The sequence below is a fragment of the Streptomyces sp. NPDC058662 genome, assembly GCF_042716255.1.
Lineage (GTDB): Bacteria > Actinomycetota > Actinomycetes > Streptomycetales > Streptomycetaceae > Streptomyces.
In genome coordinates this window covers 17,859-40,307 of the sequence record NZ_JBHXRU010000005.1, presented here as the reverse complement: position 1 = coordinate 40,307, position 22,449 = coordinate 17,859, and the positions used below count along the sequence as shown (strand labels likewise).

The window sequence follows — 22,449 nt, the reverse complement described above, 5'->3', positions numbered from 1 at the left end:
GTCGGCGGATCGCTGTGCGTACGCCGGTCGCGGCGGGTCGGCGGATCGCGGCGCGTCGGCGGATCGCGGTGCGTCGGCGGGTCGGGGGCCCTCTCCGGGCGTGGCGCCGTCATCGCGGCGGCCCTCCCGGGCTTCCCGTAACCGGCCGGGTCTCCGAGCTGACGGACACGATGAGCGCGCGCAGTGAGATGCGCACGAGATCGATGTCGGCGATGGTCAGAACGATATCGCCGGTGATGACCACCCCGCCGCTGAGCAGCCGGTCCAGCAGGTCCACCAGCGCCACTTGGCGCCCGGGCAGCGGCTCTCCGTACTCTGCGGGAGTCATGGGCCGCGCTCCTCGCCGGCGGTCGGGTGCTGGTGCTCGGCCGGCGGCATGGCGAAGGAGTAGGGAGCCCAGGGCCCGGTCACTTCGACGCGCACCCCGTCGAAGGCGCTGACGGCCTCTTCGACGGCGGCGCGGAAGGGCTCCCCGTACGGGTCCGGGACGAGGTAGGCGTCGTTGACCACGTTCTCGCCCGGACCGGTCAGGGCCCCGCGCTGGGTGGGGTGTCGTGCGTGCTGCGAGGCGTACCGGGAGGCGATGGCGCCCACGGTCTCCGCCGCTCGCTGCGCTTGGCTGTACACGGCTTCCTGGGCGTTGTGCTGGGCCTTGCGGCGCTGGAGGTACGCCTTGCCCGGGCTGGTGGCGGCGCCGGCCCCGGTCCCGGTGTCGGCGCCGGCGGCGGGGGACGCGGAGGGCGCGAGGTAGATCTTCACCCCGAACTCGGTGTGGCCGGTGAGCCGGGCGAGCCTTTCGGCGAAGGCCTCGTACTGCTCGGCGAGCGCCTGGGCGGCGCGGTCGTCGTCCTGGTAGACGGTGGCCATGCGCAGGGGGAGGACCGTGGTGCGGGTGGAGAGCGCCTGTACGACGTCGTGATGCGCCCGGGCCACACCCTCAAGCCATTCCAGGTCCTCGAAGTGGTTCTTCAACGCGCTTTCGCTGAAGTCCCGCCGCGGTACGCGACTGGTGGCGAAGGCGAGGGCCGCCGGTGGGTCGCCGCGGCCGGTGCCGGGCGGCGCGGGGACGAACAGGACCGGGGCTCCGTAGATCCCTCGCAGGCCCCGCAGGACGTCGCGGAGGTCGGCCGTGAGGGGCGCCGCCGCGTAGACGTAGGTGAGGGCGTCGTCGGACGTGGTCATGGCCGGCGCCTCCGGGCGGTCCCGCCGCCCGTACCTCTCCCGGGTTCTCCGTATGCGTCCGGTTCCTCGTATCCCTCGGACTCCTCGAACTCCCCGCGCTCCTCAGCGGCGGCGCGCGGCGGGAACTCCTCGCCGTCGAGGCGATCGCGGCGCAGGGCCTCCAGCTCGGCGCGCAGGCGGCGGTTCTCCTGTTCGAGAGGACTGCCGGTATGGCGTGAGGAGAGCGACGGGTCGTGCTCCCACCAGTCGATGCCCATCTCCTTCGCCTTGTCCACGGAGGCGACCAGAATGCGGAGTTTGATCGTCAACAGTTCGATGTCGAGGAGGTTGATGCGGATGTCCCCGGCGATGACGATTCCCTTGTCCAGGACCCTTTCCAGGATGTCGGCGAGGCTTGAGGTGCTCTGCCCGTACGGCGCCGGGGCCGCGCGGGACGGGAAGGAGCCGAGTCGGCCGGGTAGTGGCTCAGACACGATGACGACCTCGTTTCCCCATCCCCGTCAGGAGAATTGCCGGCGGAACTCTGCGATTTCTGTGAGCCGGTCGATCAGCTCGTCCTCCCGGCGGTCGAACATGTCCTGGTCGATCTCGCCTGCCAGCAGACGCCGTTCCAGGTCGGCGAGCTCGCGCCACACGGGGGCCGGGTCGTAGTACTCGTCCTCGGCCTTGTCCGCGACCCGCTGGGCTGCCCACAGCACGGCCCGCACCGGTGCGACGGGAAGGGTGAAGAGTTGCGACAGCAGTCCCATGTCCGTGTCCTCCTTCCTGGTGTCTGTTCCCGGTCACTGAACGAAGCTGTACGGGGGCAGCGGGCCGGTGAGCCGGAAGTCGACGCCGCCCTCGATCTGCCGAGCGAGTCCGGCTTGCGCCGCCAGGAATTCTTCCGTCCGGTCATGGGGCACCAGCAGCGACAGGTTGAGGAAGTCGGGGCTGGAGGGCGGATGGGTGGTGTGCTCCCGGCCGTAGGGGATCAGCGCCTCGACGAGTCCCGCCGCGAGCGCGTCCTGCCGTTCCTGCACTTCGCGGGCGATCAGCTCCCCGAGCGCGAGGGGGAGCTGGGGGTCCTGCGCGCCGGCGCGGATCTGCTCGTTCAGTTCCCTCGCCTCGGGTACATCCCGCAGGATCCGGCGCAGCAGTTCGTCCTCGTCCGCCTGCGATGCCCTGACGTGGTACTCGGCGCAGCCGTCGAGCCGCGCGAGCGTCGCGAGGTACCTGTCCGTCTCCTCTTCCAGAGCCTGCTGGACGGCCTCGTCGTCGGAGGCGAAGTAGCCGAACTGCAGCGGCAGGACGACGGCGTCGGCCATCAAGGACTCCAGCACCTGCTGATGCGCCTGGAGGTCCCTGCGCTTGGGCCGGACCTCCTCGGAGATGTCGCTGACCACCGCGCACAGGGGTCCGGCGGCGACCGTACGCACGGGTGAGGGGTCGGAACCTACGCCGGTCAGGCCGTCGAGGCGGTGGGGATGGTCCTTGCCGGTGATCGCGTACACGTAGAGCACCATCGGTTACTCCCTCTCCCGCCGGACCGGGCGCCGGGCGGGACGCCGCTTCCTCGGGGCCGCTTCCTCCTCGACCGCTTCCTCCTCCTCGCGCTCCTCCCGCTTGGCGGAACGGCTGCTCAGGGACTCGGTCACCGCGTCGACCGCCCCGCCGAGCGCGCCCTTTGTCTTGCCGCGGGCGCCGCCCTCCATCATGGTCCCGACCACCTCGGGGAGCTGGGCGGGCGCCTTGCGGCCCGCTTCGAGATCGAGGCGGTTGCATGCTTCGGCGAACCGCAGGTAGGTGTCGACGCTGGCCACGACGATGCGGGCGTCGATCTTGATGAGTTCGATGCCCACCACCGAGATGCGGACGAAAACGTCGATGACCAGACCGCGGTCCAGAATGAGCTCCAACACGTCATAGAGGCTGCTACTGCTGCCACCCGCGCTGCTTCCGCCCCTGCTTACGCCGCTGCCGCTCTGCGGCACCATGGTCATGACGCCTCCTTTCCCGGGCTGCCCGTCCTCAGGTCGGCCGGTCGATCATGCCTCGGCTGTACCGGCGGGTTCGTTCGTAGGAGACCAGCTGTCCCTCGGGCCCCAGGGCGACCTTGTAGCTGGCCATTACGCTGGTCGTATCGGGGATGCGCTCTAGTTCCACCACTTCCACCTGTGCCTCCCAGCCGTCCTCGGTCGGCTTGAGCGACGAGACGGAGTCGGGCGGCCTCCCGAGGAGTTGGGCCAGTTGCCCGGCCGCGGAACGCATCGCCGCGGCCGCGTCGGGAACCCCTGACCGCCGCTCGGAGGACGCGCGACGCGCCGGCGGCCGCTCCGGCTCCTCCGCGTCGGCGGCCGGGCGGGGGCGGGCTCTCCTCGGACGTTGGGGTTCTGCTGCGGCCATGTGGTCACTCCACTGGGGGAACACAGCTTGCTGAAACTATAATTTCATCATATAGGGACATAACGCTTGTTTCGGGGGTAGGCGGACTACGGACCGCCTGGCAATGGCCGTCTCTTCGGCCGTCGGCGCAGGACGCCGACCGGCCCACTCCGCAGGCCCGGACGGTGTGCCTGGGCGGCGACGCACAACCCCGCAGCGCCCTGGTGAAGGGATCAGCTCATGCAGGACTCAGCGAAAATCGCGCTCGCGGCCGCCGTGGCCGGGGGCTATGTACTCGGACGAACGAAGAAGGGCCGCCTCGCTTTCACGGTGGCCACGTACCTCGCCGGCCGCCGCTTCGGCCTTGAGCCGGGCCAGCTCATGACGCAGGGGCTCGGCAAGCTCAAGGAGATGCCCCAGTTCGCCGAAATCAGCGACCAGCTGCGCGGCGAAGCCCTGGACGCCGGCAAGAAGGCGCTCGGAGCCGCGGCGGACCGCAAGCTCGCCGAGCTCGCCGACTCGCTCCACACCCGGACCCTCGGCCTGGCCGGTGGGGGCCGCGGGACGAAGGACGACGAGGAGCCCTACGAGGACGAGGACGAGGACGAGGGCGCGTACGAATCCGAGGACGAAGGGCAGGACGAGGGCGAGGACGAGGAGGACTACGCCGACGAGGAGGGCCCGGAGGAGGACGAGGAGGACGGAGAGGAGGAGGAAGAGCCCGAGGAGGAAGGCGAGGAAGAGGGCGAGGACGAGGAAGAGCCCGACGAGGAACCCGCGGACGAGGAGCCTGAGGACGAGGAGCCTCAGGACGAGGAGCCCGAGGAGGAGCCGCCGCCCCGCAGGCGCGGCCGGCCGCCGACCCGCGCGCGCACCAGCTCCGAAGCGCCCTCCCGTAAGAGCGCGAGGCGACCGCGCCCCTCCCAGCCCGCCGCGCCCGCCAAGAAGGCGGCGCCGGCGAAGAAGGCCGCGGCCAAGAAGGCACCGGCGAAGAAGGGTGCTGCGGAAAAGGCCGCACCGCGATCCGCCGCCGCCAAGAAGGCCCCCGCACCGTCCAAGAGCGCAGCCAAGAAGGCGCCCGCACAGAAGGCGCCCGCCAAGAAGTCCGCGGCGAAGAAGAGCGCGGCGCGTACTCCCGCACGGAAGACGGCGCCGGCGAAGAAGACCGCGACGCGTACTCCCGCACGTAAGACGGCCGCGAAGAAGACGCCGGGCCGCAAGCCGTCCACGCGGAGGTAGGTCATGGCACAGTCAGAACGCGCCAGCGCGCAGGAATCGAAGTCGGGGCTGGACCAACTGCTGGAAGAGGTCACCTCGTTCCTCGGAGCCCAGGCCGAGCAGCTCGCGGACAAGGCGTCGGGGAAGCTGGGGGAGGTGACCGACCAACTCCAGGACGTGGCGCAGGGCAACGGCAAGCTCTCCGACGTCGCCGGTGTCGGCGGGCGGATGCTGCAGGGCGACTCGGCGGTGAAGGCCATGGTGGGCCAGAAGTTCAGCGGGCTCAAGGACAAGGTGACCGACGCTGCTTCGCAGCTCTTCGGCAAGGGCAAGAAGGGCCGTAAGAGCGGCGGCAAGGTCGTCAACATCATCGAGTTCATCGACGTCGGCCTACCGCTCCGCACCGTGTACGACCACTGGACGCAGTACGAGGACTTCAGCGGCTTCGCCAAGGGAGTCCGCGACGTTTCGCGCAACGACGACACCACCAGTGACTGGAAGGTCAAAGTCGGTCCCTCGACGCGCGGATGGAAAGCGACCGTGCAGGAGCAGGTACCCGACGAGCGGATCGTGTGGACCTCCGAGGGAGCCAAGGGAACGACCCGCGGCTGCGTCAGCTTCCACGAGCTCACTCCGTCGCTGACCCGGCTCGTCGTGGTCGTGGAGTACTACCCCTCCGGCCTCTTCGAGAAGACCGGCAACCTGTGGCGCGCCCAGGGCCGCCGCCTGCGCCTGGACCTCAAGCACTTCCTGCGTCACGTATCACTCAGCACCGACGAGCCGGAAGGCTGGCGTGGCGAGATCCGGGACGGCGAAGTGGTCCGCACCCACGAGGAGGCCCTGGACGAGGAGAGTGAGGAGGAAGGCGAGGACGCGGACGAGGCGGAGGGTGAGTACGAGGAAGGCGAAGAGGCCGAGGAGGCCGAGGGAGACGAGGAGTCCGAGGAGGGAGAGCCGGACGAGGAGGACGAGGAGGACGAGGAGGACGAGGAGGACGACGGGAGTTACGACGACGAGGACGGCGCGTACGAGGACGAGGACGCACCCGACGAGGACGAGGAGGCTGAGGGCGAGGACGAGGAGGCGGAGGACGGCGAGGAGGCGGAGTACGAGGAGGATGACGCATACGAGGATGACGACGGGGGAGGCGAGGACGAAGCCGGCGAAGCCGAGGAGGAGAGCCGCCCACGGCGCCGGCGCCGCCGGTAGGGGCGTACGGGTGCCGGTCGAGGGCCGCGCGACGTCGAGAAGGGCCGACAGGACGTCGGCCCTTCTCGACGGTGTCCGGTCCCCACGGCCTGAGGGATCAGTGCCGGCCGGGGGATCAGTGCTTCAGGGTGTCCTTGGCCTTCTGCACGGTCTGCTTCGCGTCGCCCGCCATCTGCTTGCGAGCCCCCTTCGCCTCCAGGCTCTCGTTGCCGACAGCCCGGCCGGTGGTCTCCTCCACCTTTCCCTTGGTCTTCTTCGCCATGTTCTTGACCTTCTTGCCTGCCGCCATCTCTCTCACCTCCCACACCATGTGCGTTTCTTCCCTACCCCCCAGCAAGCCCTTTAAGCGAACTATCTGCCTAAATGGTCGCTTGCTCCCTGATCGGGCCGCGCGTGCGGACGGGCCCTGCCTCAGTCGGCGCGGTGGGCCTTGTGCGGCGTCGCCCGCAGTTGCACCGTCGCCGGGAGCCGCATCCGGCCCGTGGAGCGGCGGACGCGCTCCAGGGGGCCGTCGCCCAGCGCCTGCAGGACGGAGCGGGGCTCACCGTCGGGGGTCAGGGTGAGGTCGAGGTAGGCCTCCGGATGCTTGGCCGAGCCGGCCATCCGGGCCCGGGCCCGGTGCACACCGGGCTGCTGTCCCACGTCGGCGGCCAGCGCGTCACTGAGGGCGCCCTCGCGCAGCTCCACACCGTCCACGGGGGGTGGTCCACCCAGCGGTACGTGGCCGGGGTGCGCGCGCCGCAGTTGCGCCAGGAGCCACCACAGGGCGAGCAGGACGACCAGGGCCAGAGCGGCGATGACCACGGGCCACCACCACCCCTGGGCCGTCCAGCGGGTGCGGTCGGCGGCGCCGAGCAGGACGTGGCGGGGCGTGGTCAACGGCCACCCGTCGGTCGGTGTCATCCGCCAGCGCCGGTACAGGTCGAAGCTGCCGGTCAGGACCAGGATGCCCGAGCCGAGCAGGACGATGCCGGTCAGGGCCAGCAGGACTCGGTTGATCGCCGATTTCCTCTTCATGGGATCCGTTTCCTGTCTGTCACTTCTCGCGCGGACGTACCCGTACGGCCAGCCCGGGGCGGCGCGCCAGGGCGAGCCGGTCGAGTTCCTCCCGCAGCGCCACCTGGAGGTCGGCCTTGACGTCGGCGGGGGAGCGGAAACGCACGTCCGCCCGGGCCCCGACGCGGCGCTGGGACACATGCACTCTGGCCGCACTGACCCCGGGGACGCGCATGGCGGCATCGCGCAGACGCAGTTCCGCGGCGTCGCGGTCCAGCAGGCAGCGCATCCGCGGATCGGGGGACCGGAGGGGCATCCGGTGGCGCAGACCGGGGGTGAGTGCCAGTACGAGGAGCCAGAGGCCGAGGAGGCCGATGACGGCCGCGCCGATCCGTATCCAGAGGTCGTCCAGCGGGCGTGTGGCCAGTTCGTCGGCCAGGTCCGTGCGCCAGGCCGCGGCGGGCCTGCCGGTACGGACCCTGACGAGGTCGAACAGAAGGATCCCCGCCGCGGCTCCGATGAGCAGGGCGGTCAGCGCGGCGGGTATCCGGCGCGCGGACCACGGGCGCCCGACGCGCGGCCGCGGACCGGCCGGGGCCTGCCTCGCCGGTTGCCCCACCGTGCGGGGGTCGGCCTTGTCGGTCGTGGTGACCCGCTCCGTCTCGGCCGGGTGGTCTTGGTCCCGTTCCATACCGGCTCTCCTTCCCGGTGTGCCTGCGGACCGGTTCACTGCACGCGCCGGTCCCCCTGGCCGCCGGAGGGAACCAGGTGCTCGATGGCGAGGGTGACTTCCGTGACCCGCATCCCGGTCAGATGGGCGACCCGCTCGCTGACGTACTGCTGCACCTCGCGGGAGGCACGGGCGAGGTCGATCGGGTACGGCAGGTCCAGGGTCAGTCCCAGCCGCGCCGTACCGCTCCCGACCGTGACCGAAGCGTGCGGAGCGGCCAGGCTCACCTGTGCGGCCGACGTATCGGCCTGCGTGGCCAGAGCCTCCCGCGCGGCGCGGGCCGCGATACGGGCCACCACCTTGTCCGGGATCACCGTGGCGCCGCGTTCGGCGGCCGGCAGGACCGGCCGCGCGTCCGCACCGGGGGAGGAGGCGTCGGGCAGCGGGGTCACTGCCGGTCCCGGGAGCGCGTGAAGTCGGAGAGCTCCAGGTCACCCTGCAGCATGCGGCCGATGATCAGGCCCACCAGGCCCAGGAACGCCACGAGCAGGAATGCCCAGAAGCCGCCGAAGAAGGCGGCGAATCCCAGGGCCATGCCGGCAAGCAGACCCGTGGTTGCTGCGCTCATCTCACTCACCTGTATCTCACGTCGATCGCTTCGCTGCCCGTCGGCGGATGCCGGGGGCCGGAAAAGGGGGTCACTGCACGCGGCCCTCGGCTTCCTCGTCGTCCGGTTCGTCCGGCAGGTGGACGTCGTCGACGACGATGTTCACTTCGACGACCTCCAGGCCGGTCATGCGTTCCACAGCCGTGATGACGCTGGTGCGGACGTCGGCGGCGATGTCCACGATGGCGACGCCGTACTCCACGACCACGTCGAGATCGACGGCGGCCTGCCGTTCGCCCACCTCGACCTTCACGCCGCGCGTCACGCTGGGACGCCCGCCCGGGACCTTCTCCTTCACCGCCCCCAGCGTGCGGGCCATGCCCGAGCCGAGGCTGTGGATGCCCGGGACCTCGCGGGTGGCCATGCCCGCGATCTTCTCGACGACGCTGTCGGCGATGGTCGTCCGGCCCCGCGTCTCGGGAGCCGTCCCCGCGCCGGTACGGCCGGTGAGGGCCTTACCGGCCGGGCGGGACTCGCTCCCGCCCGCGAGGGGGTTGATGGTGTCCGACATGAGGACCTCCCCAGGGTGTCCGTCCGGGCACCGGTGCGGTGCCCTCATGCTTTGGACACACCCCGGCGGAAATCCTCATCCGGCTCGTGCGGCGCGCACCGCTTACCATCGAAATGCGTACGCAGGCCGCGGGACCGTCTCGGGAAGAAAGCGAGCGGCGGATGCGCAATCGGACCATATCCCCACCCTCGTACGGCGCGGACCTCTCGCTGCGGCCGGCGCCGCAGCCCGTCGCCCGCACCCCCGCGGACCGCGACACCTGCGGCGACCTGGCCGACAGTGTCCTGGCGGTACGGGCTTCCGAAGGGGACGACGAGGCCTTCGCCATCCTGGTCCGCCGGCACGGCAGCCGGCTGCTCGCCCTCGCCCAGCGTCTGCTCGGCAACCGGGCAGACGCCGAGGACGCCGTCCAGGACTCCTTCCTCAGCGCCTGGAGGCGGCTGCCGGAATTCCGCCACGGAGCCTCGTTCGGAACCTGGATGTACCGCATCGTCACCAACCGCTGCCTCAACACCCTGCGCAACCGGCCCCGCCCGCTGCCCCTGGACGTCGTCCCCGAACCGGCCGCCGCGGATGCGGACAGCTCACCGCCCCGCGTGGCCGAGTCGGACGCGGCGACGGCCGCACTGGCGCGAGCGCTTCTGGAACTGCGCCCCGAGCTGCGCGTGTGCTGGGTCCTGCGGGAGCTGCACGGCCTGCACTACGAGGAGATCGCCGATGTGGTGGGCAGCAGCGAACAGACGGTGCGCGGCAGGCTCTTCCGCGCACGACGCGCTCTGATGGAGGCGATGCGCCCATGGCGCTAGACGACCCGCACCTCACCTCCCGCGACGGGCCCGAGGCCGCGGGCACCACGGGGGCCGCGGCGCCCTCGACCCCTGACGCCGCCGAGCGGTCGCCCGGCGCGGAGCCGCTGCCCTGCGGCCACCCGCTGGGCCGCGCCTGGGAGCAGGCCCGCGCCCCCGCCGGTGCGCAGGACCCGTACGCCGCCGCCTGCCCGTACTGCCAGGAGGCCGCCGCAGGGCTCGCCGTCCTGGACCGGGCCACGCGCGCCCTGCGCGCCGAGGAGCAGCCCGACGGTCGCAGCCTCGCCAACCGGGTCATCGACGCGGTCCGCGCCGAGGTACGGCTGGGGGCGATGCTCTGGCTGGACGATCCCGACCGCGATCTGCGCATCGCCGAGAGCGCCGCCGCGAAAGTGCTGCGCCGGGCCGCCGACACCGTCCCCGGCGCCCGCGCCGCCAGCTGCCGCCTTACCCCCGTCCAGGGCCGCCGCTCCGTCCATGTCGTCGCCATCACGGTGGCGGCCGCGCTCGACCAGCCGTTGCGGGAACGGGCCGAAAGGGTGCGCCAGGCCGTCTTCGACGCGGCTGAGCACGTCCTCGGCCTCACCGTCACGGTCGTCGACCTGGAGATCAACGCCGTACTGGAGCGCTCCCGCGGCCCGGGCACCGAGCGGTTCGAGCTGAGCGAACGATGACCGCCGCGCGCCGCGAATCCGTTGTGCGGGCGGCGGCCGCGGCGGCCCGCAACGCTTCCGGGACAGCCGCACCCCAGCGCGCGCTCGCGGACCAGCCGGCTCCCGCGCGGGCTCCCGCGCCCCGGTGGCCGGGGCCACCGCGCACCGCGAAACGGCCGGTATCCGCTGCCGGCGCACCCCGGAGGGCGGCTGGCACGTGGAAGTGCGCTGCGTCCTGCGCTCCGACCGCCGTCTCGTCGACGCGGCCCGACAGGTCCGCGAGGACGTACGGGCCGCGGTCACCGCCTGCCTGGCCCGGCACGGTACGGCCGCCCCCGTCACCGTCCTGGTCACGGTCACCCGCACCGTCTGAACGCCCGCTCGCGCCGTGCCGCAGGGCCGTGCGCGGCGCCCGGGTCACGTGCTCCTCAGAACCTGAACGCGTCCTTGGCCTTCTCCCTCGCGGAGCGGGCCTTGCCCCGGGCTTGCAGAGCGGCGCCCTTGGCGGCAGTGGTCTCCTTGCCCAGAGCATGCGCCGTCTTCCGCACGGCCTTCCCGACCACCTGCTCGGCCTTGGCCTTGATCTTCTCCCTGGCGCTCATGTCCGCCCCTTTCCGTACGCGTATCCCCCTACCCAGACCAGGCCCGAACGTGCGGGACGGACTCAGCTTCCGTGCGTCGAGAGGCAGAACGGATGACCCGCCGTGGGATCGGTTTCATCCGCCAGGCGGGCTTCACGCCCAGGCGCTTCCGCCCGCCCCAGCAGGACCCCGCTGCGGGACCTCGGCTACGGAGTCGAATCCGCGTCCGGTCCCTGGGGCGGCTACCGGCTCAGCCCCGGCGCGCGGATGCCGCCACGTCGTACGGCGGGGCACTTGTTCGGCGGGGCACTCATTAGGGGGTTGGGTAGCGCGAAAGTTCGGATGTACCAGCCATCTCATTCCCCGGCGCGGCGTACGGTTTCTCGCCGAGGATGGGTCATCTCATGACGGCCTGCTCGTACCTGTTCCCCCCACCTCTCCTCGCTCCCCGCGCTCCGGCGTCCGGAAGAGGACTGACGCGGTCTGCCCCCGGCGGCGCCCCGACGTCCCGTCTGGACCTGGCCCTCGCCGTCGGCTGGGCGCCGCACGCCGCGGACGCCGCCTGCGCGTGGTGCGCGAGCACAGCGCGGGAGGAGGCGGGCTCCTCGGCCGCGGGGCTGGGTGCGCTGCTCGTCCCCGGGAACACGCCGGCCGACGCGCAGGACCCGCGGCCTTTCGCCGGCCCTCGAAGCAGCCAGACGAGCGCGTCCCCGCACGAACTCCTCCTCGCCGACGCGGTGGTGCGCCGCGGCCCGCCCCGCCCCTGTCGCCCGCGGCCGGCCGGCACCGCGGCAGTCGCGGGGCCGTAGGCGCGCCCGCTTCCCGAGCCCGCTTCCCGACCCGTCCCCTTGCGCCGGCAAGTACGTCCGGCGGCGGCGCCCCTCCCCACGTGCTGACGGACACCGCGTCATGCCCGTGCGCCCGTGTCCCCGGCCCCGGCCGCCGCCCCGCGCCCCGTGCGGCCGGCGGCCGGTCACCGTCCCCTGAGTCATCCGAGCAGCAGGAGCCCATGTGACCACCCAGCGCATCGACGTGATCCACCCTGCCGAGTTGAGTGCGACAGACGTGGAAGTGTGGGGGGAGTTGCGGGCCGGGACAGCACCTGTGGCCAATCCCTTCATGAGTCCGCAGTTCTGCCAGTCCGTCGGCCGCGTCCGGCCGGGCGCGCGGGTCGCGGTGGTGCGCCGGGGCGGCGAGCCCGTGGGCTTCTTCCCCTTCGAGCGCGGCCGTTGGGGCCGGGGCCGCGCGATCGGCCTGGGCGTCTCCGACTGCCAGGGCGCTGTCCTGCGCCCCGACCTGCGCCTGGACCCGCGCGAGCTGCTGCGCGCCAGTTCCCTCGCCGTGTGGGAGTACAACCACCTCGAAAGCGGGCAGGACCTGTTCCTCCCCTTCGCGACGGGGCGGTTCGCCTCTCCCGTCGTCGACCTCCCCGGGGGGTACGCCCCGTACGAGAACCTGCTCCGCACCCGCTCCCGCAAGTTCCTGAAGTCGACGCTGGCGCAGGACCGCCGCCTGGGACGGCAGGTCGGACCGCTGAGGTTCGTCTTCGACGAGCGGAACCCCGCGGCGCTGCGGACGCTCATGGGGTGGAAGTCCGCCCAGTACCGCCGCACGGGCCGGCGCGACCGGTTCGCCCAGGACTGGATCCTCAACCTGGTGCGCATCCTCGCCGACACCAGCGCGCCCGCCTGCTCGGGCGTCCTGTCGGTGCTCTACGCGGGCGACAGGCCGGTCGCCGCACACTTCGGGCTGCGCTCCCGGACCGTCCTGTCCTGCTGGTTCCCCGCGTACGACCGGACCCTCGCCAAGTTCTCGCCGGGTCTCGTCCTCCATCTCCGCATGATCGAGGCGGCCGCCGCCGCCGGCATCGACATGCTCGACTTCGGCAGGGGCGACGCCGCCTACAAGGACTCCCTCAAGACGCGGGAGCTCACGGTGCACGAGGGCGCCCTCCTGCGCCCCGGGCCCACGGCGGCCGTCCACTGGCTCAGCCGCGAGCCGTCGCGGGCTGTCCGCCGCTTCGTGCGGGAGCGGCCGCAGCTGAAGGCCGCGGCCGTACGGACCCTGGAGACGGCCGGCAGGATCCGTGACCGCCGCCCCTGAACGGGGCCCGCGCCGGCGGCCGAGCACGGCGCCGCGGCGGGGGAGGGGCCCAGCCGCCGCCCGTGCGATCCGGGGCGGCCGGCGTCCTCGATGTCACCGCGCGGAGTGGTCCGCCGAGGGGACGGGGACGCCCAGCCGGTCGGCCAGGGCGGTCAGCGTGGCCCCCAGGGGCAGGGCGACCCGGGTGACGGCATGCCGGTCGCCGCGGGTCGGGTCGCGGTTGACGATCAGTACGGGTTTCCCGGCCAGGGCCGCCTCGCGGACGAACCGGAGGCCGGACATCACGGTCAGCGAGGAGCCCAGGACGAGCAGCGCGGTCGCCGCCCCGACCAGCTCGCGGCAGTGCTCGACCCGCTCTCGGGGGACGGTCTCCCCGAAGAACACCACGTCCGGTTTGAGGATGCCGCCGCACCGCGCGCAGGGCACCGGCGTGAAGTCCGCCACCTGTTCGTCGGTGAGGTCGGCGTCACCGTCCGGGTTCAGCGCGGCGGGCACCGGGTCGAAGCCCGGGTTGGCCTCCTCCAGCCGCCGGGCGAGTTCGCGGCGTGAGCCGACAGCCCCGCAGGAGAGGCAGAGGACCCGGTCCAGGCTGCCGTGGAGTTCCACCACGCCCTCGCTGCCGGCGGCCTGGTGCAGCCCGTCGACGTTCTGCGTGATCACACCCGAGAGCAGACCGTGCCGCTCGAACGCCGCCACGGCCCGGTGGCCGGCGTTGGGTCCGGCGCGATCGAAGGCGCGCCGGCCCAGGTGGCTGCGCGCCCAGTAGCGGCGCCGGGCCTGCGGGCCGGCGATGAACTCCTGGTAGGTCATCGGAGTGTGCCGGCTCAGGCTCCCGTGCTCACCGCGGTAGTCGGGGATCCCCGATTCCGTGGAGATGCCCGCCCCGCTGAGCACCAGCACACCGCCGGCCGCCAGCGCGGCGGCGACCGGCTCCGGATCCGTGGTGCCGGGCGGGACGTCCCCGGTCGGGGTCCAGCTCAGAGTGGGCCGCATGCGCATGTCGCCAGCGTACGGAACCGGCCCCGCACCCGCACGGGACCGCCGCCCCGCGCCTCCCGGACGCGTTGCCCGCCACGGCCGCGGGACCCCTGTCGGAGGCCTCGCCGTTCCGGTTCCCGCGTCGCCCGTGAGGTCTACGGCAGCCAGAATCACGAAATACATTTCACGTATTGCTTGACGGGTGTGCGTCCGAGGAGCAATGATCTGGGCAAGCGGCCGAACAGGCAGCGGTGTCGGGGGGAGTCCTCGGTCACGAACATCGAGTCCCGGGGAGCTGAGATGGACACCCTCACCACGCATTCCGCAGCCGGTACGGCTGAGGCCGCGGCCGAGACGGCCACGGCCGCCCCGACGGGGCTTCCCCGCATCCCGGACGCCCGCGAGGTGGCGCCCGCCGACGCCCGGGCCCTCTCCAAGGTCTTCTTCGAGCGGCTGCGCACCCTGGAAGAGGGCACCCGCGAGCGCCAGTACGTGCGCAACACGCTGATCGAGATGAACCTGTCCCTGGTCCAGTTCGCGGTCCGCCGCTTCCGCGACCGCACCGACGGTACGGACATCGAGGACATCATCCAGGTCGGCACGATCGGCCTCATCAAGGCCATCGACCGCTTCGACCCCTCCCTCGGCAACGAGTTCACGACCCTGGCCCTCCCCTACATCACCGGGGAGATCAAGCGGCACTTCCGCGACACCACGTGGGCCGTCCATGTCCCGCGCCGCCTGCAGGAGCTGCGGATCGCGCTGGCCCGGGGCAAGGAAGACCTCAGCACCGTGCTCGACCGCTCGCCGACGGTCCGGGAGCTCGCCGACCACCTCGGACTGAGTGACGAAGAGGTGATCGAGGGCCTGGTCGCCGCCAATGGCCACTCCAGCCAGTCCCTCGACAACGAGCAGGACGAATCCTCCGAGACCGCTTCGCGCCCGCTGGCCGAGATGCTCGGCAGCGAGGATCCCGCCATGGGGCTCTTCGAGGACATCCACACCCTTGCCCCGCTGCTCAAGGAGCTCGACGGGCGCGACCGCCTCATCCTGCACATGCGCTTCGGCCAGGAGATGACGCAGGCGCAGATCGGTGAACGCCTGGGCATCTCCCAGATGCAGGTCTCTCGGCTCCTCTCGCGCACCCTCACCCGCCTCCGGGAGGGCATGCTCGCCGCCTGACCCCGCGCGCGACGGCAACTTCCGTACCGCCTCGCCGCCCCCCGGCCCCGCCCTACGGCGGGGCCCGTTCGGCGTGCTCGCGGCTTGTACGCGTCGTACCGAAGGGCCGTTTCGGCACGGGCCTGAGCGCGAGACGGGAATCACAGCGGTTCTCCCCCCTGGTCCAGGCCTGGCGCCGCTCGGGCGCCGCAGGGGAAGCTGGGGTTGGTTTAGCCTGTCACTCGAATGCGAGCGTCAGTGGAGATGGGGCAGGGAATGGTCAAGCCGGTGGACGCCGTACCAGGTGCGAAGACTTCGGGGGCGGTGGGTGAGCAGCAGCTCCGCCAACTCCTGGCCGGGCTGACATCCGTACGCGACGGTGACTTCGGTACCCGCTTGCCGGACGAGACCGACGGGCTGCTCGGGGAGATCGCCACCGTCTTCAACGGCATGGTCGACCAGCTCTCGCTCTTCACCTCCGAGGTGACCCGCGTCGCCCGCGAAGTGGGCACCGAGGGCACCCTTGGCGGTCAGGCCGTAGTCCCGGGCGTGTCCGGCACGTGGGCCGACCTGACCGACTCCGTCAACGCGATGGCGGGCAACCTCACCACCCAGGTCCGGGACATCGCCCAGGTGGCCACCGCCGTCGCGCGCGGCGACCTCTCGCAGAAGATCGACGTCGCGGCCCGGGGCGAGATCCTGGAGCTCAAGGACACCGTCAACACGATGGTCGACCAGCTCTCCTCCTTCGCGGACGAGGTCACCCGCGTGGCCCGCGAGGTCGGCAGCGAGGGGCGGCTCGGCGGCCAGGCCGAGGTGCCGGGCGTGGCCGGGGTGTGGCGGGACCTCACCGACTCCGTGAACTTCATGGCCGGCAACCTGACCGACCAGGTCCGCAACATCGCCCAGGTGACCACGGCGGTCGCCAAGGGCGACCTGTCGCAGAAGATCGCCGTGGACGCGCGGGGCGAGATCCTGGAGCTGAAGAACACCATCAACACGATGGTCGACCAGCTGTCCGCGTTCGCCGACGAGGTCACGCGTATGGCCCGCGAGGTGGGTACCGACGGGCGGCTGGGCGGGCAGGCGGACGTCAAGGGCGTCTCGGGGACCTGGCGCGACCTGACCGACTCGGTGAACTTCATGGCCGGGAACCTGACCGCGCAGGTCCGGTCGATCGCGGAGGTCGCGACGGCGGTGGCGCAGGGCGACCTGTCGCAGAAGATCCGTGTCGACGCCCGGGGCGAGATCCTGGAGTTGAAGACGACCATCAATACGATGGTCGACCAGCTGTCCGCCTTCGCGGACGAGGTGACGCGCGTCGCGCGCGAAGTGGGCACCGACGGGCGGCTGGGCGGGCAGGCGGACGTCAAGGGCGTCTCGGGGACCTGGCGCGACCTGACCGACTCCGTGAACTTCATGGCCGACAACCTGACCGCGCAGGTGCGTTCCATCGCGGAGGTCACCACGGCGGTGGCGCAGGGCGACCTGTCGCAGAAGATCCGCGTCGACGCCCGGGGCGAGATCCTGGAGTTGAAGGAGACCATCAACACGATGGTCGACCAGCTGTCCGCCTTCGCCGACGAGGTGACCCGGGTGGCCCGTGAGGTCGGAACCGAGGGCAATCTCGGCGGCCAGGCCACGGTGCGGGGCGTGTCGGGTACGTGGAAGGACCTCACGGACAACGTCAATGTGATGGCTTCGAACCTGACGGGTCAGGTGCGGTCCATCGCGCAGGTCGCGACCGCGGTGGCCCGCGGTGACCTGTCGCAGAAGATCGTCGTGGAGGCCAAGGGCGAGGTCGCCGCGTTGGCCGGGGTGATCAACACGATGGTCGACACGCTGTCCGCGTTCGCGGACGAGGTGACGCGTGTGGCGCGTGAGGTGGGTACCGAGGGCCGGTTGGGCGGGCAGGCGCAGGTCCCGAACGTGGCGGGAACGTGGAAGGACCTGACCGACAACGTCAACTCCATGGCCAACAACCTCACCGGCCAGGTCCGCAACATCGCCCTCGTCACGACGGCCGTCGCCAACGGTGATCTGTCGAAGAAGATCGACGTGGACGCGCGCGGCGAGATCCTGGAGTTGAAGACGACCATCAACACGATGGTCGACCAGCTGTCCGCGTTCGCCGCCGAGGTCACGCGCGTGGCCCGCGAGGTGGGCAGTGAGGGCCGGCTCGGCGGCCAGGCCGAGGTCGAGGGTGTCTCGGGGACCTGGAAGCGGCTGACGGAGAACGTCAACGAGCTCGCCGGCAACCTGACCCGGCAGGTCCGGGCCATCGCCGAGGTCGCCAGCGCGGTCGCCGAGGGCGACCTGACCCGCTCGATCACGGTCGACGCCTCCGGCGAGGTCGCGGAACTCAAGGACAACATCAACTCCATGGTCGGCTCGCTCCGCGAGACCACGCGTGCCAACCAGGAGCAGGACTGGCTCAAGTCCAACCTCGCGCAGATCTCCGGCCTGATGCAGGGCCACCGCGACCTGGCGGTCGTCGCGGAACTCGTCATGGACGAGCTGGTTCCGCTGGTCGAGGCCAGCTACGGCGCCTTCTACCTCGCCGAGGAGGCCGACGGGGAGACCTGGCTCGCCCTGATCGGATCGTTCGGCCGGCCCGCCGACAGCCCCGCCGCCCAGCGGGTACGCACCGGCGAGACCCTCGTGGGCCAGGCCGTCCGCAGCCGGCGCATCCTCAGTACGGACAACGTGCCGGCCGGCTACCTCATCTCGTCCGGGCTCGGCGGAGCCGCCCCCGCCAACCTCATCGTGCTGCCCATCATGGTCGAGGACCAGGTGCTGGGCGTCATCGAGCTGGCCTCCTTCAAGCCGTTCACACCCGTCCACCGCGACTTCCTCGGACGGCTGATGGAGACGGTGGGCGTCAACGTGAGCACCATCGTCGCCAACGCCCGCACCGACGAACTCCTCGGCGAGTCCCAGCGCCTCACCGGAGAGCTCCAGGCCCGCTCCGAGCAGCTGCAGGTCCAGCAGGACGAGCTGCAGAGGTCCAACGCGGAGCTGGAGGAGAAGGCCGCCCTCCTCGCCACCCAGAACCGCGACATCGAGACGAAGAACCTGGAGATCGAGCAGGCGCGACAGGAACTTGAGGACCGCGCCCAGCAGCTGTCCCTGGCGTCGAAGTACAAGTCGGAGTTCCTGGCCAACATGAGCCACGAGCTGCGCACCCCGCTCAACAGCCTCCTCATCCTCGCCCAGCTCCTCTCCCAGAACCCGGGCCGCAACCTGACCCCGAAGCAGGTCGAGTACGCGGGCATCATCCACTCCGCCGGCTCCGACCTCCTCCAGCTCATCAACGACATCCTCGACCTGTCCAAGGTCGAGGCGGGCAAGATGGACGTCAATCTGGAGCGGGTGTCCCTCAAGAAGCTCCTCGACTACGTGGAGGCCTCCTTCCGTCCGCTGACGACGCAGAAGGGCCTTGAGTTCGACATCACCACGGCGCCCGGCGTGCCCGTAGACCTCCTCACCGACGACGCCCGGCTCCAGCAGATCCTGCGCAACCTGCTGTCCAACGCGGTGAAGTTCACCGAACGCGGCCGGGTCCAGGTCCGCATCGAGCCGGCCGACACCGCGGAACTCCCCGCGGAGCTGGCGCGCTCCGGATCGGTCGTCGCCTTCAAGGTCGCGGACACGGGCATCGGCATCGCCGAGGAGCAGCTGGAAGTGATCTTCGCGGCGTTCCAGCAGGCCGACGGCACGACCAGCCGCAAGTTCGGCGGGACGGGCCTGGGCCTGTCCATCACCCGCGAGATCGCCCGCCTCCTCGGCGGCGTGGTCACGGCCACCAGTACACCCGGAACGGGATCGACCTTCACGCTGTACCTGCCCGTCACGGGTTCGGCCCCGTCCGACCACAGTGCCGGGGCGCCCGCCCTGGAGGAGAGCGCCGACCGGGACGAGAAGCCGGACGCCGGCAGCGGGGATCCGGCGGCCGACGGCCACCCCCGACGGCTGCTGGTGATCGAGGAACGCGCCAACGGCCTCCTCACCCTCGTCGCCGAGAGCGCCGCCGCGGACGTGACCGCCGGGCGGGCCGCGTCCGACCCCGCCGAGCGGGTCGAGGTCGTGACGGCCCTGACCTCCGGGGACGCCGCCACGATGCTCGCCCAGTCACCGTTCCACTGCGTGGTCCTCGAACTGGACGGCAACGGCGAGGCGCTGCGCTTCCTCCGCGCCCTGGCCGGGGACACGGCCCTGGCCTCGCTCCCCGTTCTCGCCCACGACAACCGGCGCATGGCGGGGGACCTGCACGACGAGGTCGCGCGGCACGCCACCGGGCACCACCTGGAGGTACTCAGCAGCCTGGACGAACTCCGGGAGCGGATCGCCCTGCACCTGTCGGTCGAGCGCCTGCGCGACGTCCTCCCCCTCGTCCGGCCCGAGGGCGACCAGGTACTCCCGGACCACGCCCAGGTCGACGCGAGCCTCGCGGACAAGTCCGTCCTCGTCGTCGACGACGATCCGCGCAACCTGTACGCGATCAGCGGGATCCTCGAACTGCACGGCATCCGGGTCCTGCACGCGGAGAACGGCCGCAAGGGCATCGAGACCCTGACGAGCACCCCCGGCATCGACCTGATCCTGATGGACGTGATGATGCCCGAACTCGACGGATACGCGGCCACGGCGGAGATCAGAGGCATGCCGGAGTACGCGGGGCTGCCGATCATCTCCGTCACGGCGAAGGCCATGCCGGGCGACCGGGAGAAGAGCATCGCGTCCGGATCGAGCGACTACATCACCAAGCCCGTGGACGCGAACGACCTCGTCGCCCTGCTCCGTCAGTGGCTCCTGCCCCAGGACGCCTCGGGAGCCTCCCGTGCCTGATTCCACCGCCCGCGAGACCAACGGCGTCGAGGCCTCTCTCGACGTACGCCGGACACCTGGGACACCGGCGACGCAAGAAACACCGGGGACGCCGGGGACGCCGGGGGCATCGGCCCGCGAGGGGCTGGAGAGTGCGGTGAGGGCCTCCGCCACCGCCCCGTCCAGCGAGGTGGGCCGCCTGGCCGCCACCGTCCAGCGCCTGCGCGAAGAGGCCCTCGCGGCGCAGGAGGACGCCGACGGGCGCGCGCTGATCGAGCTGGCCAAGGGCATCCTGGTGGGGCGTCTGGGGTGCGGGCCCGGCGAGGCCTCCCGCCAGCTGGCCAAGCTGGCCGAACAGGCCAACACCACGGCCCTCGCCCTCGCGGTCGACATCATCAACCAGGCCGCGCGCGACCACGTCAGCGAGATCGCGCAGGAGTTCCTCAAGGCCGCCGACGGCGAGCCCGATGCCGACGCCGAAGCGGCACCCGCCGTTCGGCTGCGGGCCGTCGAGAGCCGCATGCTCGCCGCCAGCGACTCGGAAGCCGTCGCCGCCGCCCTGCTCGACAACGCACTCGGAGCCCTCGGCGCCAACGGGGTCGCCATCTGGTCCGTGGGCCCGGACTCCTCACTCGCCCTCGCGGGCCAGGCGGGCTTCACCGCGGAGGACGCCGACCGCTGGCGCTACGTCCCCCCCGAGGTGGCCACCTGCGCACGGCTGGCGGTGACCAACCGGGACCTGACCGTGGTGGACTGCCTCGCCGACTCGGGCATCCCCACCATCGGCCGGCGCCACCACCCGAACGGCGGACGCGTCATGGTCCCCGCCGGGACCGGCGGACGCATCATCGGCGTACTGGAGATGAGCTGGCCCGGGTCCGTCCCGCCCCCGTCGCTCCCCCTCCGGCGGCAGCTGGAGGCCCTGGCCGAACTGTGCGCCCACACCCTGGAGGACCAGGCCCCCGACCCCGCTCTCCGCACACCCCCCGTACCGCACCTCGCGGGCGTGGCGGAACTGACGGACCTGGCGCAGCAGTTGGACGACCCGGTGCTGGTCCTCACCCCCAGCCTCGACCCGGCCGGACAGCTCGCCGACTTCCGCATCCACCACGCCAACGCCCGGTTCGCCGACCCCGCCGGACGCCCCAACTCGATGGTCATCGGCGCCCCCTTCCTGGAGGCCTACCCGATGGCCGCCGAGGACCACGGGCTCTTCTCGATGCTGGAGCGCGTGTACGCCACCGGCGAGCCCTTCCAGGCACCGCACACCGCGCTGACGGCCATCGTCGACGAGGTCCCACTCACCACGGTGGCCGACGTCAGGATCAGCCGGCACGGCTCGGCCCTGCTCCTGATCTGGAAGTTCGAGGACGAGACCGCTCGGCTCGCGACCCTGCTGCAGCACGCCCAGCGCCTGGGCCGCGTCGGCGGCTTCGAGGAGAGCAGCACCACGGGCGAGATCAGCTGGAACGGCCAGCTCTTCGCCCTGTTCGGGATGCCGGCGACAGCCTCCCCGGTGCCGCTCCAGGAACTGACCAGCCACGTCCACCCGCACGACGCCAACTCCGTCGGCCGCTTCCTGCGCACCCTCCTGCACAAACTGCGGGAGTCCTCGGTCGATTTCAGGCTCAACCGCGCGGACGGGATCGTCCGCCACATCCGCATGGTGGCGGAGCCCGTACTGGACAACCACGGCCGCCTGATCGCCGTGCGGGGGGCCTGCCAGGACATCTCGTCCCAGCACTGGACCGAGGTCGCGCTGGCGGCCACCCGCGACCAACTCGCCGACAGCGAGGCCGAGTCCGCGGACCGCACCAAGCTCGCCCTGCAACTGCAGCAAGCCATCATGCCGCCCGCCCCGGCCCCCCTGGAGGTCCCCGGCATCCGCATCGCCGTGCGCTACCGCCCGGCCGAATCCCACTCCCTCGTCGGCGGCGACTGGTACGACTCGGTGGTCCTGCCCGACAACAAGATCCTCATCAGCGTCGGCGACGTCGCCGGGCACGGCATCCAGGCCGCCACCGGCATGGTCATCCTCCGCAACGCCCTGCGCGGCCTCGCCGTCACCGGCGCCGGTCCCGCCCAGCTCCTGACCTGGCTGAACAGGGTCGCCCACCACCTCACCAGCCACCTCACCGCGACGGCCGTCTGCGGAATCTACGACCCGGACACCCGCTCCCTGCGCTGGGCCCGCGCCGGACACCTGCCGCCCGTCCTGGTGCGGGGGACCCAGGCCCGTTCCTTCTCCATGACCTCCGGCCTCCTCCTCGGCGCGCTGCCCGACGTGGAGTTCGAGGAGGAGGAGGTGCAGCTGGAGTCCGAGGACATCCTGCTCATGTACACCGACGGCCTCGTCGAGCGCCGGGACGTATCCGTCACGGACTCCCTCGCGCAGCTGCTGGCGGTGGCCTCACGACCCGCGGAATCACTCGAACGGCATCTCGACAACCTGCTGACCTACAGCGCTTCCGACACCGACGACGACACCTGCCTCATCGGCATACAGGTGCGCTGAGCCCGTACGCG

At 71.6% G+C, this 22,449-nt stretch carries 24 protein-coding genes; 9 read left to right on the top strand and 15 right to left on the bottom strand.

Translation table 11 applies throughout. The features are described 5' to 3' along the window. Positions 1-109: 109 nt before the first annotated feature. Genes ACFWUQ_RS03790 through ACFWUQ_RS03760 form a run of 7 tightly spaced genes read right to left on the bottom strand, consistent with a single transcriptional unit; the run spans position 110 to position 3,564 of the window. Positions 110-328, bottom strand: a complete 219-nt coding sequence (locus tag ACFWUQ_RS03790) for a gas vesicle protein (protein ID WP_384532262.1) — start codon at positions 326-328, stop codon at positions 110-112. After that, entirely contained in the window at positions 325-1,182 is an 858-nt protein-coding gene (locus ACFWUQ_RS03785; RefSeq protein WP_384532259.1) for a GvpL/GvpF family gas vesicle protein, read from the bottom strand. Before ACFWUQ_RS03785 ends, ACFWUQ_RS03790 begins: the two co-directional genes overlap by 4 nt. Further along, the gene (locus tag ACFWUQ_RS03780) at positions 1,179-1,655 is read right to left on the bottom strand and encodes a gas vesicle protein (protein WP_384532256.1); all 477 of its coding nucleotides are present in this window, start codon (positions 1,653-1,655) and stop codon (positions 1,179-1,181) included. The genes ACFWUQ_RS03785 and ACFWUQ_RS03780 overlap by 4 nt, the downstream gene beginning before the upstream one ends. A gap of 27 nt (positions 1,656-1,682) precedes the next feature. Further along, complete coding sequence (locus tag ACFWUQ_RS03775) at positions 1,683-1,931, bottom strand: gas vesicle protein GvpG (RefSeq protein ID WP_384532253.1); 249 nt, start codon at positions 1,929-1,931, stop codon at positions 1,683-1,685. A gap of 33 nt (positions 1,932-1,964) precedes the next feature. Then, the gene (locus tag ACFWUQ_RS03770) at positions 1,965-2,684 is read right to left on the bottom strand and encodes a GvpL/GvpF family gas vesicle protein (protein ID WP_384532250.1); all 720 of its coding nucleotides are present in this window, start codon (positions 2,682-2,684) and stop codon (positions 1,965-1,967) included. A 3-nt stretch (positions 2,685-2,687) separates the two neighbouring features. Then, on the bottom strand, positions 2,688-3,161 hold the full coding sequence (gene gvpJ / locus ACFWUQ_RS03765; RefSeq protein WP_384532247.1) for a gas vesicle protein GvpJ: 474 nt from the start codon (positions 3,159-3,161) through the stop codon (positions 2,688-2,690). Positions 3,162-3,189: 28 nt separating this feature from the next. Continuing rightward, a complete protein-coding gene (locus ACFWUQ_RS03760; protein ID WP_384532244.1) occupies positions 3,190-3,564 on the bottom strand; it encodes a gas vesicle protein in 375 nt (124 codons plus the stop codon). A gap of 219 nt (positions 3,565-3,783) precedes the next feature. Here ACFWUQ_RS03760 and ACFWUQ_RS03755 point away from each other — a divergent pair, with 219 nt between their 5' ends. Beyond that, positions 3,784-4,782, top strand: a complete 999-nt coding sequence (locus tag ACFWUQ_RS03755; protein ID WP_384532241.1) for a histone protein — start codon at positions 3,784-3,786, stop codon at positions 4,780-4,782. A gap of 3 nt (positions 4,783-4,785) precedes the next feature. Beyond that, entirely contained in the window at positions 4,786-5,970 is a 1,185-nt protein-coding gene (locus ACFWUQ_RS03750) for an SRPBCC family protein (protein ID WP_384532238.1), read from the top strand. 115 nt (positions 5,971-6,085) lie between these two features. On the opposite strand, the gene ACFWUQ_RS03745 is transcribed toward ACFWUQ_RS03750, so the two are convergent. From ACFWUQ_RS03745 to ACFWUQ_RS03720, 6 genes are all read right to left on the bottom strand, one after another. Then, complete coding sequence (locus ACFWUQ_RS03745; RefSeq protein WP_384532235.1) at positions 6,086-6,259, bottom strand: CsbD family protein; 174 nt, start codon at positions 6,257-6,259, stop codon at positions 6,086-6,088. 122 nt (positions 6,260-6,381) lie between these two features. Continuing rightward, positions 6,382-6,987: an alkaline shock response membrane anchor protein AmaP gene (locus ACFWUQ_RS03740; RefSeq protein WP_384532232.1), complete on the bottom strand. Its 606-nt coding sequence runs from the start codon at positions 6,985-6,987 to the stop codon at positions 6,382-6,384. Positions 6,988-7,006: 19 nt separating this feature from the next. Further along, entirely contained in the window at positions 7,007-7,657 is a 651-nt protein-coding gene (locus ACFWUQ_RS03735; RefSeq protein ID WP_384532229.1) for a DUF6286 domain-containing protein, read from the bottom strand. Positions 7,658-7,692: 35 nt separating this feature from the next. Continuing rightward, positions 7,693-8,088 carry an Asp23/Gls24 family envelope stress response protein gene (locus ACFWUQ_RS03730; RefSeq protein WP_384532227.1) on the bottom strand — a complete coding sequence of 132 codons (396 nt, stop codon included), beginning with the start codon at positions 8,086-8,088 and terminating at the stop codon, positions 7,693-7,695. Next, entirely contained in the window at positions 8,085-8,264 is a 180-nt protein-coding gene (locus tag ACFWUQ_RS03725) for a hypothetical protein (protein WP_384532225.1), read from the bottom strand. The genes ACFWUQ_RS03730 and ACFWUQ_RS03725 overlap by 4 nt, the downstream gene beginning before the upstream one ends. Before the next feature lie 70 nt (positions 8,265-8,334). Further along, positions 8,335-8,814 (bottom strand): Asp23/Gls24 family envelope stress response protein, encoded by a 480-nt coding sequence (locus tag ACFWUQ_RS03720; RefSeq protein ID WP_384532222.1) that lies wholly within the window; start codon positions 8,812-8,814, stop codon positions 8,335-8,337. Positions 8,815-8,975: 161 nt separating this feature from the next. On the opposite strand from ACFWUQ_RS03720, the gene ACFWUQ_RS03715 reads away from it, so the two are divergent. The 3 genes from ACFWUQ_RS03715 (at position 8,976) to ACFWUQ_RS03705 (ending at position 10,646) form a co-directional block, all read left to right on the top strand. Next, positions 8,976-9,620, top strand: coding sequence for an RNA polymerase sigma factor (locus ACFWUQ_RS03715; RefSeq protein ID WP_384532219.1), 645 nt, complete (start codon positions 8,976-8,978; stop codon positions 9,618-9,620). Beyond that, positions 9,611-10,294 (top strand): hypothetical protein, encoded by a 684-nt coding sequence (locus ACFWUQ_RS03710; protein WP_384532215.1) that lies wholly within the window; start codon positions 9,611-9,613, stop codon positions 10,292-10,294. The genes ACFWUQ_RS03715 and ACFWUQ_RS03710 overlap by 10 nt, the downstream gene beginning before the upstream one ends. 124 nt (positions 10,295-10,418) lie before the next feature. Continuing rightward, the gene (locus ACFWUQ_RS03705; RefSeq protein ID WP_384532212.1) at positions 10,419-10,646 is read left to right on the top strand and encodes a hypothetical protein; all 228 of its coding nucleotides are present in this window, start codon (positions 10,419-10,421) and stop codon (positions 10,644-10,646) included. A gap of 55 nt (positions 10,647-10,701) precedes the next feature. Here ACFWUQ_RS03705 and ACFWUQ_RS03700 read toward each other — a convergent pair whose 3' ends face one another. Then, a complete protein-coding gene (locus ACFWUQ_RS03700; protein ID WP_384532209.1) occupies positions 10,702-10,875 on the bottom strand; it encodes a hypothetical protein in 174 nt (57 codons plus the stop codon). 990 nt (positions 10,876-11,865) lie between these two features. Here ACFWUQ_RS03700 and ACFWUQ_RS03695 point away from each other — a divergent pair. Then, entirely contained in the window at positions 11,866-12,957 is a 1,092-nt protein-coding gene (locus tag ACFWUQ_RS03695) for a GNAT family N-acetyltransferase (protein ID WP_384532207.1), read from the top strand. Between the two features lie 93 nt (positions 12,958-13,050). Here ACFWUQ_RS03695 and ACFWUQ_RS03690 read toward each other — a convergent pair whose 3' ends face one another. Beyond that, complete coding sequence (locus tag ACFWUQ_RS03690) at positions 13,051-13,956, bottom strand: NAD-dependent protein deacetylase (protein WP_384532204.1); 906 nt, start codon at positions 13,954-13,956, stop codon at positions 13,051-13,053. 279 nt (positions 13,957-14,235) lie between these two features. Here ACFWUQ_RS03690 and ACFWUQ_RS03685 point away from each other — a divergent pair, with 279 nt between their 5' ends. From ACFWUQ_RS03685 to ACFWUQ_RS03675, 3 genes are all read left to right on the top strand, one after another. Further along, the gene (locus ACFWUQ_RS03685) at positions 14,236-15,117 is read left to right on the top strand and encodes a SigB/SigF/SigG family RNA polymerase sigma factor (RefSeq protein ID WP_384532202.1); all 882 of its coding nucleotides are present in this window, start codon (positions 14,236-14,238) and stop codon (positions 15,115-15,117) included. A gap of 225 nt (positions 15,118-15,342) precedes the next feature. Further along, entirely contained in the window at positions 15,343-19,944 is a 4,602-nt protein-coding gene (locus ACFWUQ_RS03680; RefSeq protein ID WP_384532199.1) for a HAMP domain-containing protein, read from the top strand. Further along, positions 19,937-22,438 carry a SpoIIE family protein phosphatase gene (locus ACFWUQ_RS03675; RefSeq protein WP_384532197.1) on the top strand — a complete coding sequence of 834 codons (2,502 nt, stop codon included), beginning with the start codon at positions 19,937-19,939 and terminating at the stop codon, positions 22,436-22,438. The genes ACFWUQ_RS03680 and ACFWUQ_RS03675 overlap by 8 nt, the downstream gene beginning before the upstream one ends. Positions 22,439-22,449: the final 11 nt, after the last annotated feature.

What these genes read in the sequence shown, in the direction of transcription:
- ACFWUQ_RS03785 (WP_384532259.1), bottom strand. Translation starts at nt 1,182, where the DNA reads ATGACCACGTCCGACGACGCCCTCACCTACGTCTACGCGGCGGCGCCC.
- ACFWUQ_RS03770 (WP_384532250.1), bottom strand. Translation starts at nt 2,684, where the DNA reads ATGGTGCTCTACGTGTACGCGATCACCGGCAAGGACCATCCCCACCGC.
- ACFWUQ_RS03740 (WP_384532232.1), bottom strand. Translation starts at nt 6,987, where the DNA reads ATGAAGAGGAAATCGGCGATCAACCGAGTCCTGCTGGCCCTGACCGGC.
- ACFWUQ_RS03735 (WP_384532229.1), bottom strand. Translation starts at nt 7,657, where the DNA reads ATGGAACGGGACCAAGACCACCCGGCCGAGACGGAGCGGGTCACCACG.
- ACFWUQ_RS03750 (WP_384532238.1), top strand. Translation starts at nt 4,786, where the DNA reads ATGGCACAGTCAGAACGCGCCAGCGCGCAGGAATCGAAGTCGGGGCTG.
- ACFWUQ_RS03685 (WP_384532202.1), top strand. Translation starts at nt 14,236, where the DNA reads ATGGACACCCTCACCACGCATTCCGCAGCCGGTACGGCTGAGGCCGCG.
- ACFWUQ_RS03700 (WP_384532209.1), bottom strand. Translation starts at nt 10,875, where the DNA reads ATGAGCGCCAGGGAGAAGATCAAGGCCAAGGCCGAGCAGGTGGTCGGG.
- ACFWUQ_RS03690 (WP_384532204.1), bottom strand. Translation starts at nt 13,956, where the DNA reads ATGCGCATGCGGCCCACTCTGAGCTGGACCCCGACCGGGGACGTCCCG.
- ACFWUQ_RS03720 (WP_384532222.1), bottom strand. Translation starts at nt 8,814, where the DNA reads ATGTCGGACACCATCAACCCCCTCGCGGGCGGGAGCGAGTCCCGCCCG.
- ACFWUQ_RS03745 (WP_384532235.1), bottom strand. Translation starts at nt 6,259, where the DNA reads ATGGCGGCAGGCAAGAAGGTCAAGAACATGGCGAAGAAGACCAAGGGA.
- ACFWUQ_RS03710 (WP_384532215.1), top strand. Translation starts at nt 9,611, where the DNA reads ATGGCGCTAGACGACCCGCACCTCACCTCCCGCGACGGGCCCGAGGCC.
- ACFWUQ_RS03755 (WP_384532241.1), top strand. Translation starts at nt 3,784, where the DNA reads ATGCAGGACTCAGCGAAAATCGCGCTCGCGGCCGCCGTGGCCGGGGGC.
- gvpJ (WP_384532247.1), bottom strand. Translation starts at nt 3,161, where the DNA reads ATGACCATGGTGCCGCAGAGCGGCAGCGGCGTAAGCAGGGGCGGAAGC.
- ACFWUQ_RS03775 (WP_384532253.1), bottom strand. Translation starts at nt 1,931, where the DNA reads ATGGGACTGCTGTCGCAACTCTTCACCCTTCCCGTCGCACCGGTGCGG.
- ACFWUQ_RS03680 (WP_384532199.1), top strand. Translation starts at nt 15,343, where the DNA reads ATGCGAGCGTCAGTGGAGATGGGGCAGGGAATGGTCAAGCCGGTGGAC.
- ACFWUQ_RS03725 (WP_384532225.1), bottom strand. Translation starts at nt 8,264, where the DNA reads ATGAGCGCAGCAACCACGGGTCTGCTTGCCGGCATGGCCCTGGGATTC.
- ACFWUQ_RS03760 (WP_384532244.1), bottom strand. Translation starts at nt 3,564, where the DNA reads ATGGCCGCAGCAGAACCCCAACGTCCGAGGAGAGCCCGCCCCCGCCCG.
- ACFWUQ_RS03715 (WP_384532219.1), top strand. Translation starts at nt 8,976, where the DNA reads ATGCGCAATCGGACCATATCCCCACCCTCGTACGGCGCGGACCTCTCG.
- ACFWUQ_RS03790 (WP_384532262.1), bottom strand. Translation starts at nt 328, where the DNA reads ATGACTCCCGCAGAGTACGGAGAGCCGCTGCCCGGGCGCCAAGTGGCG.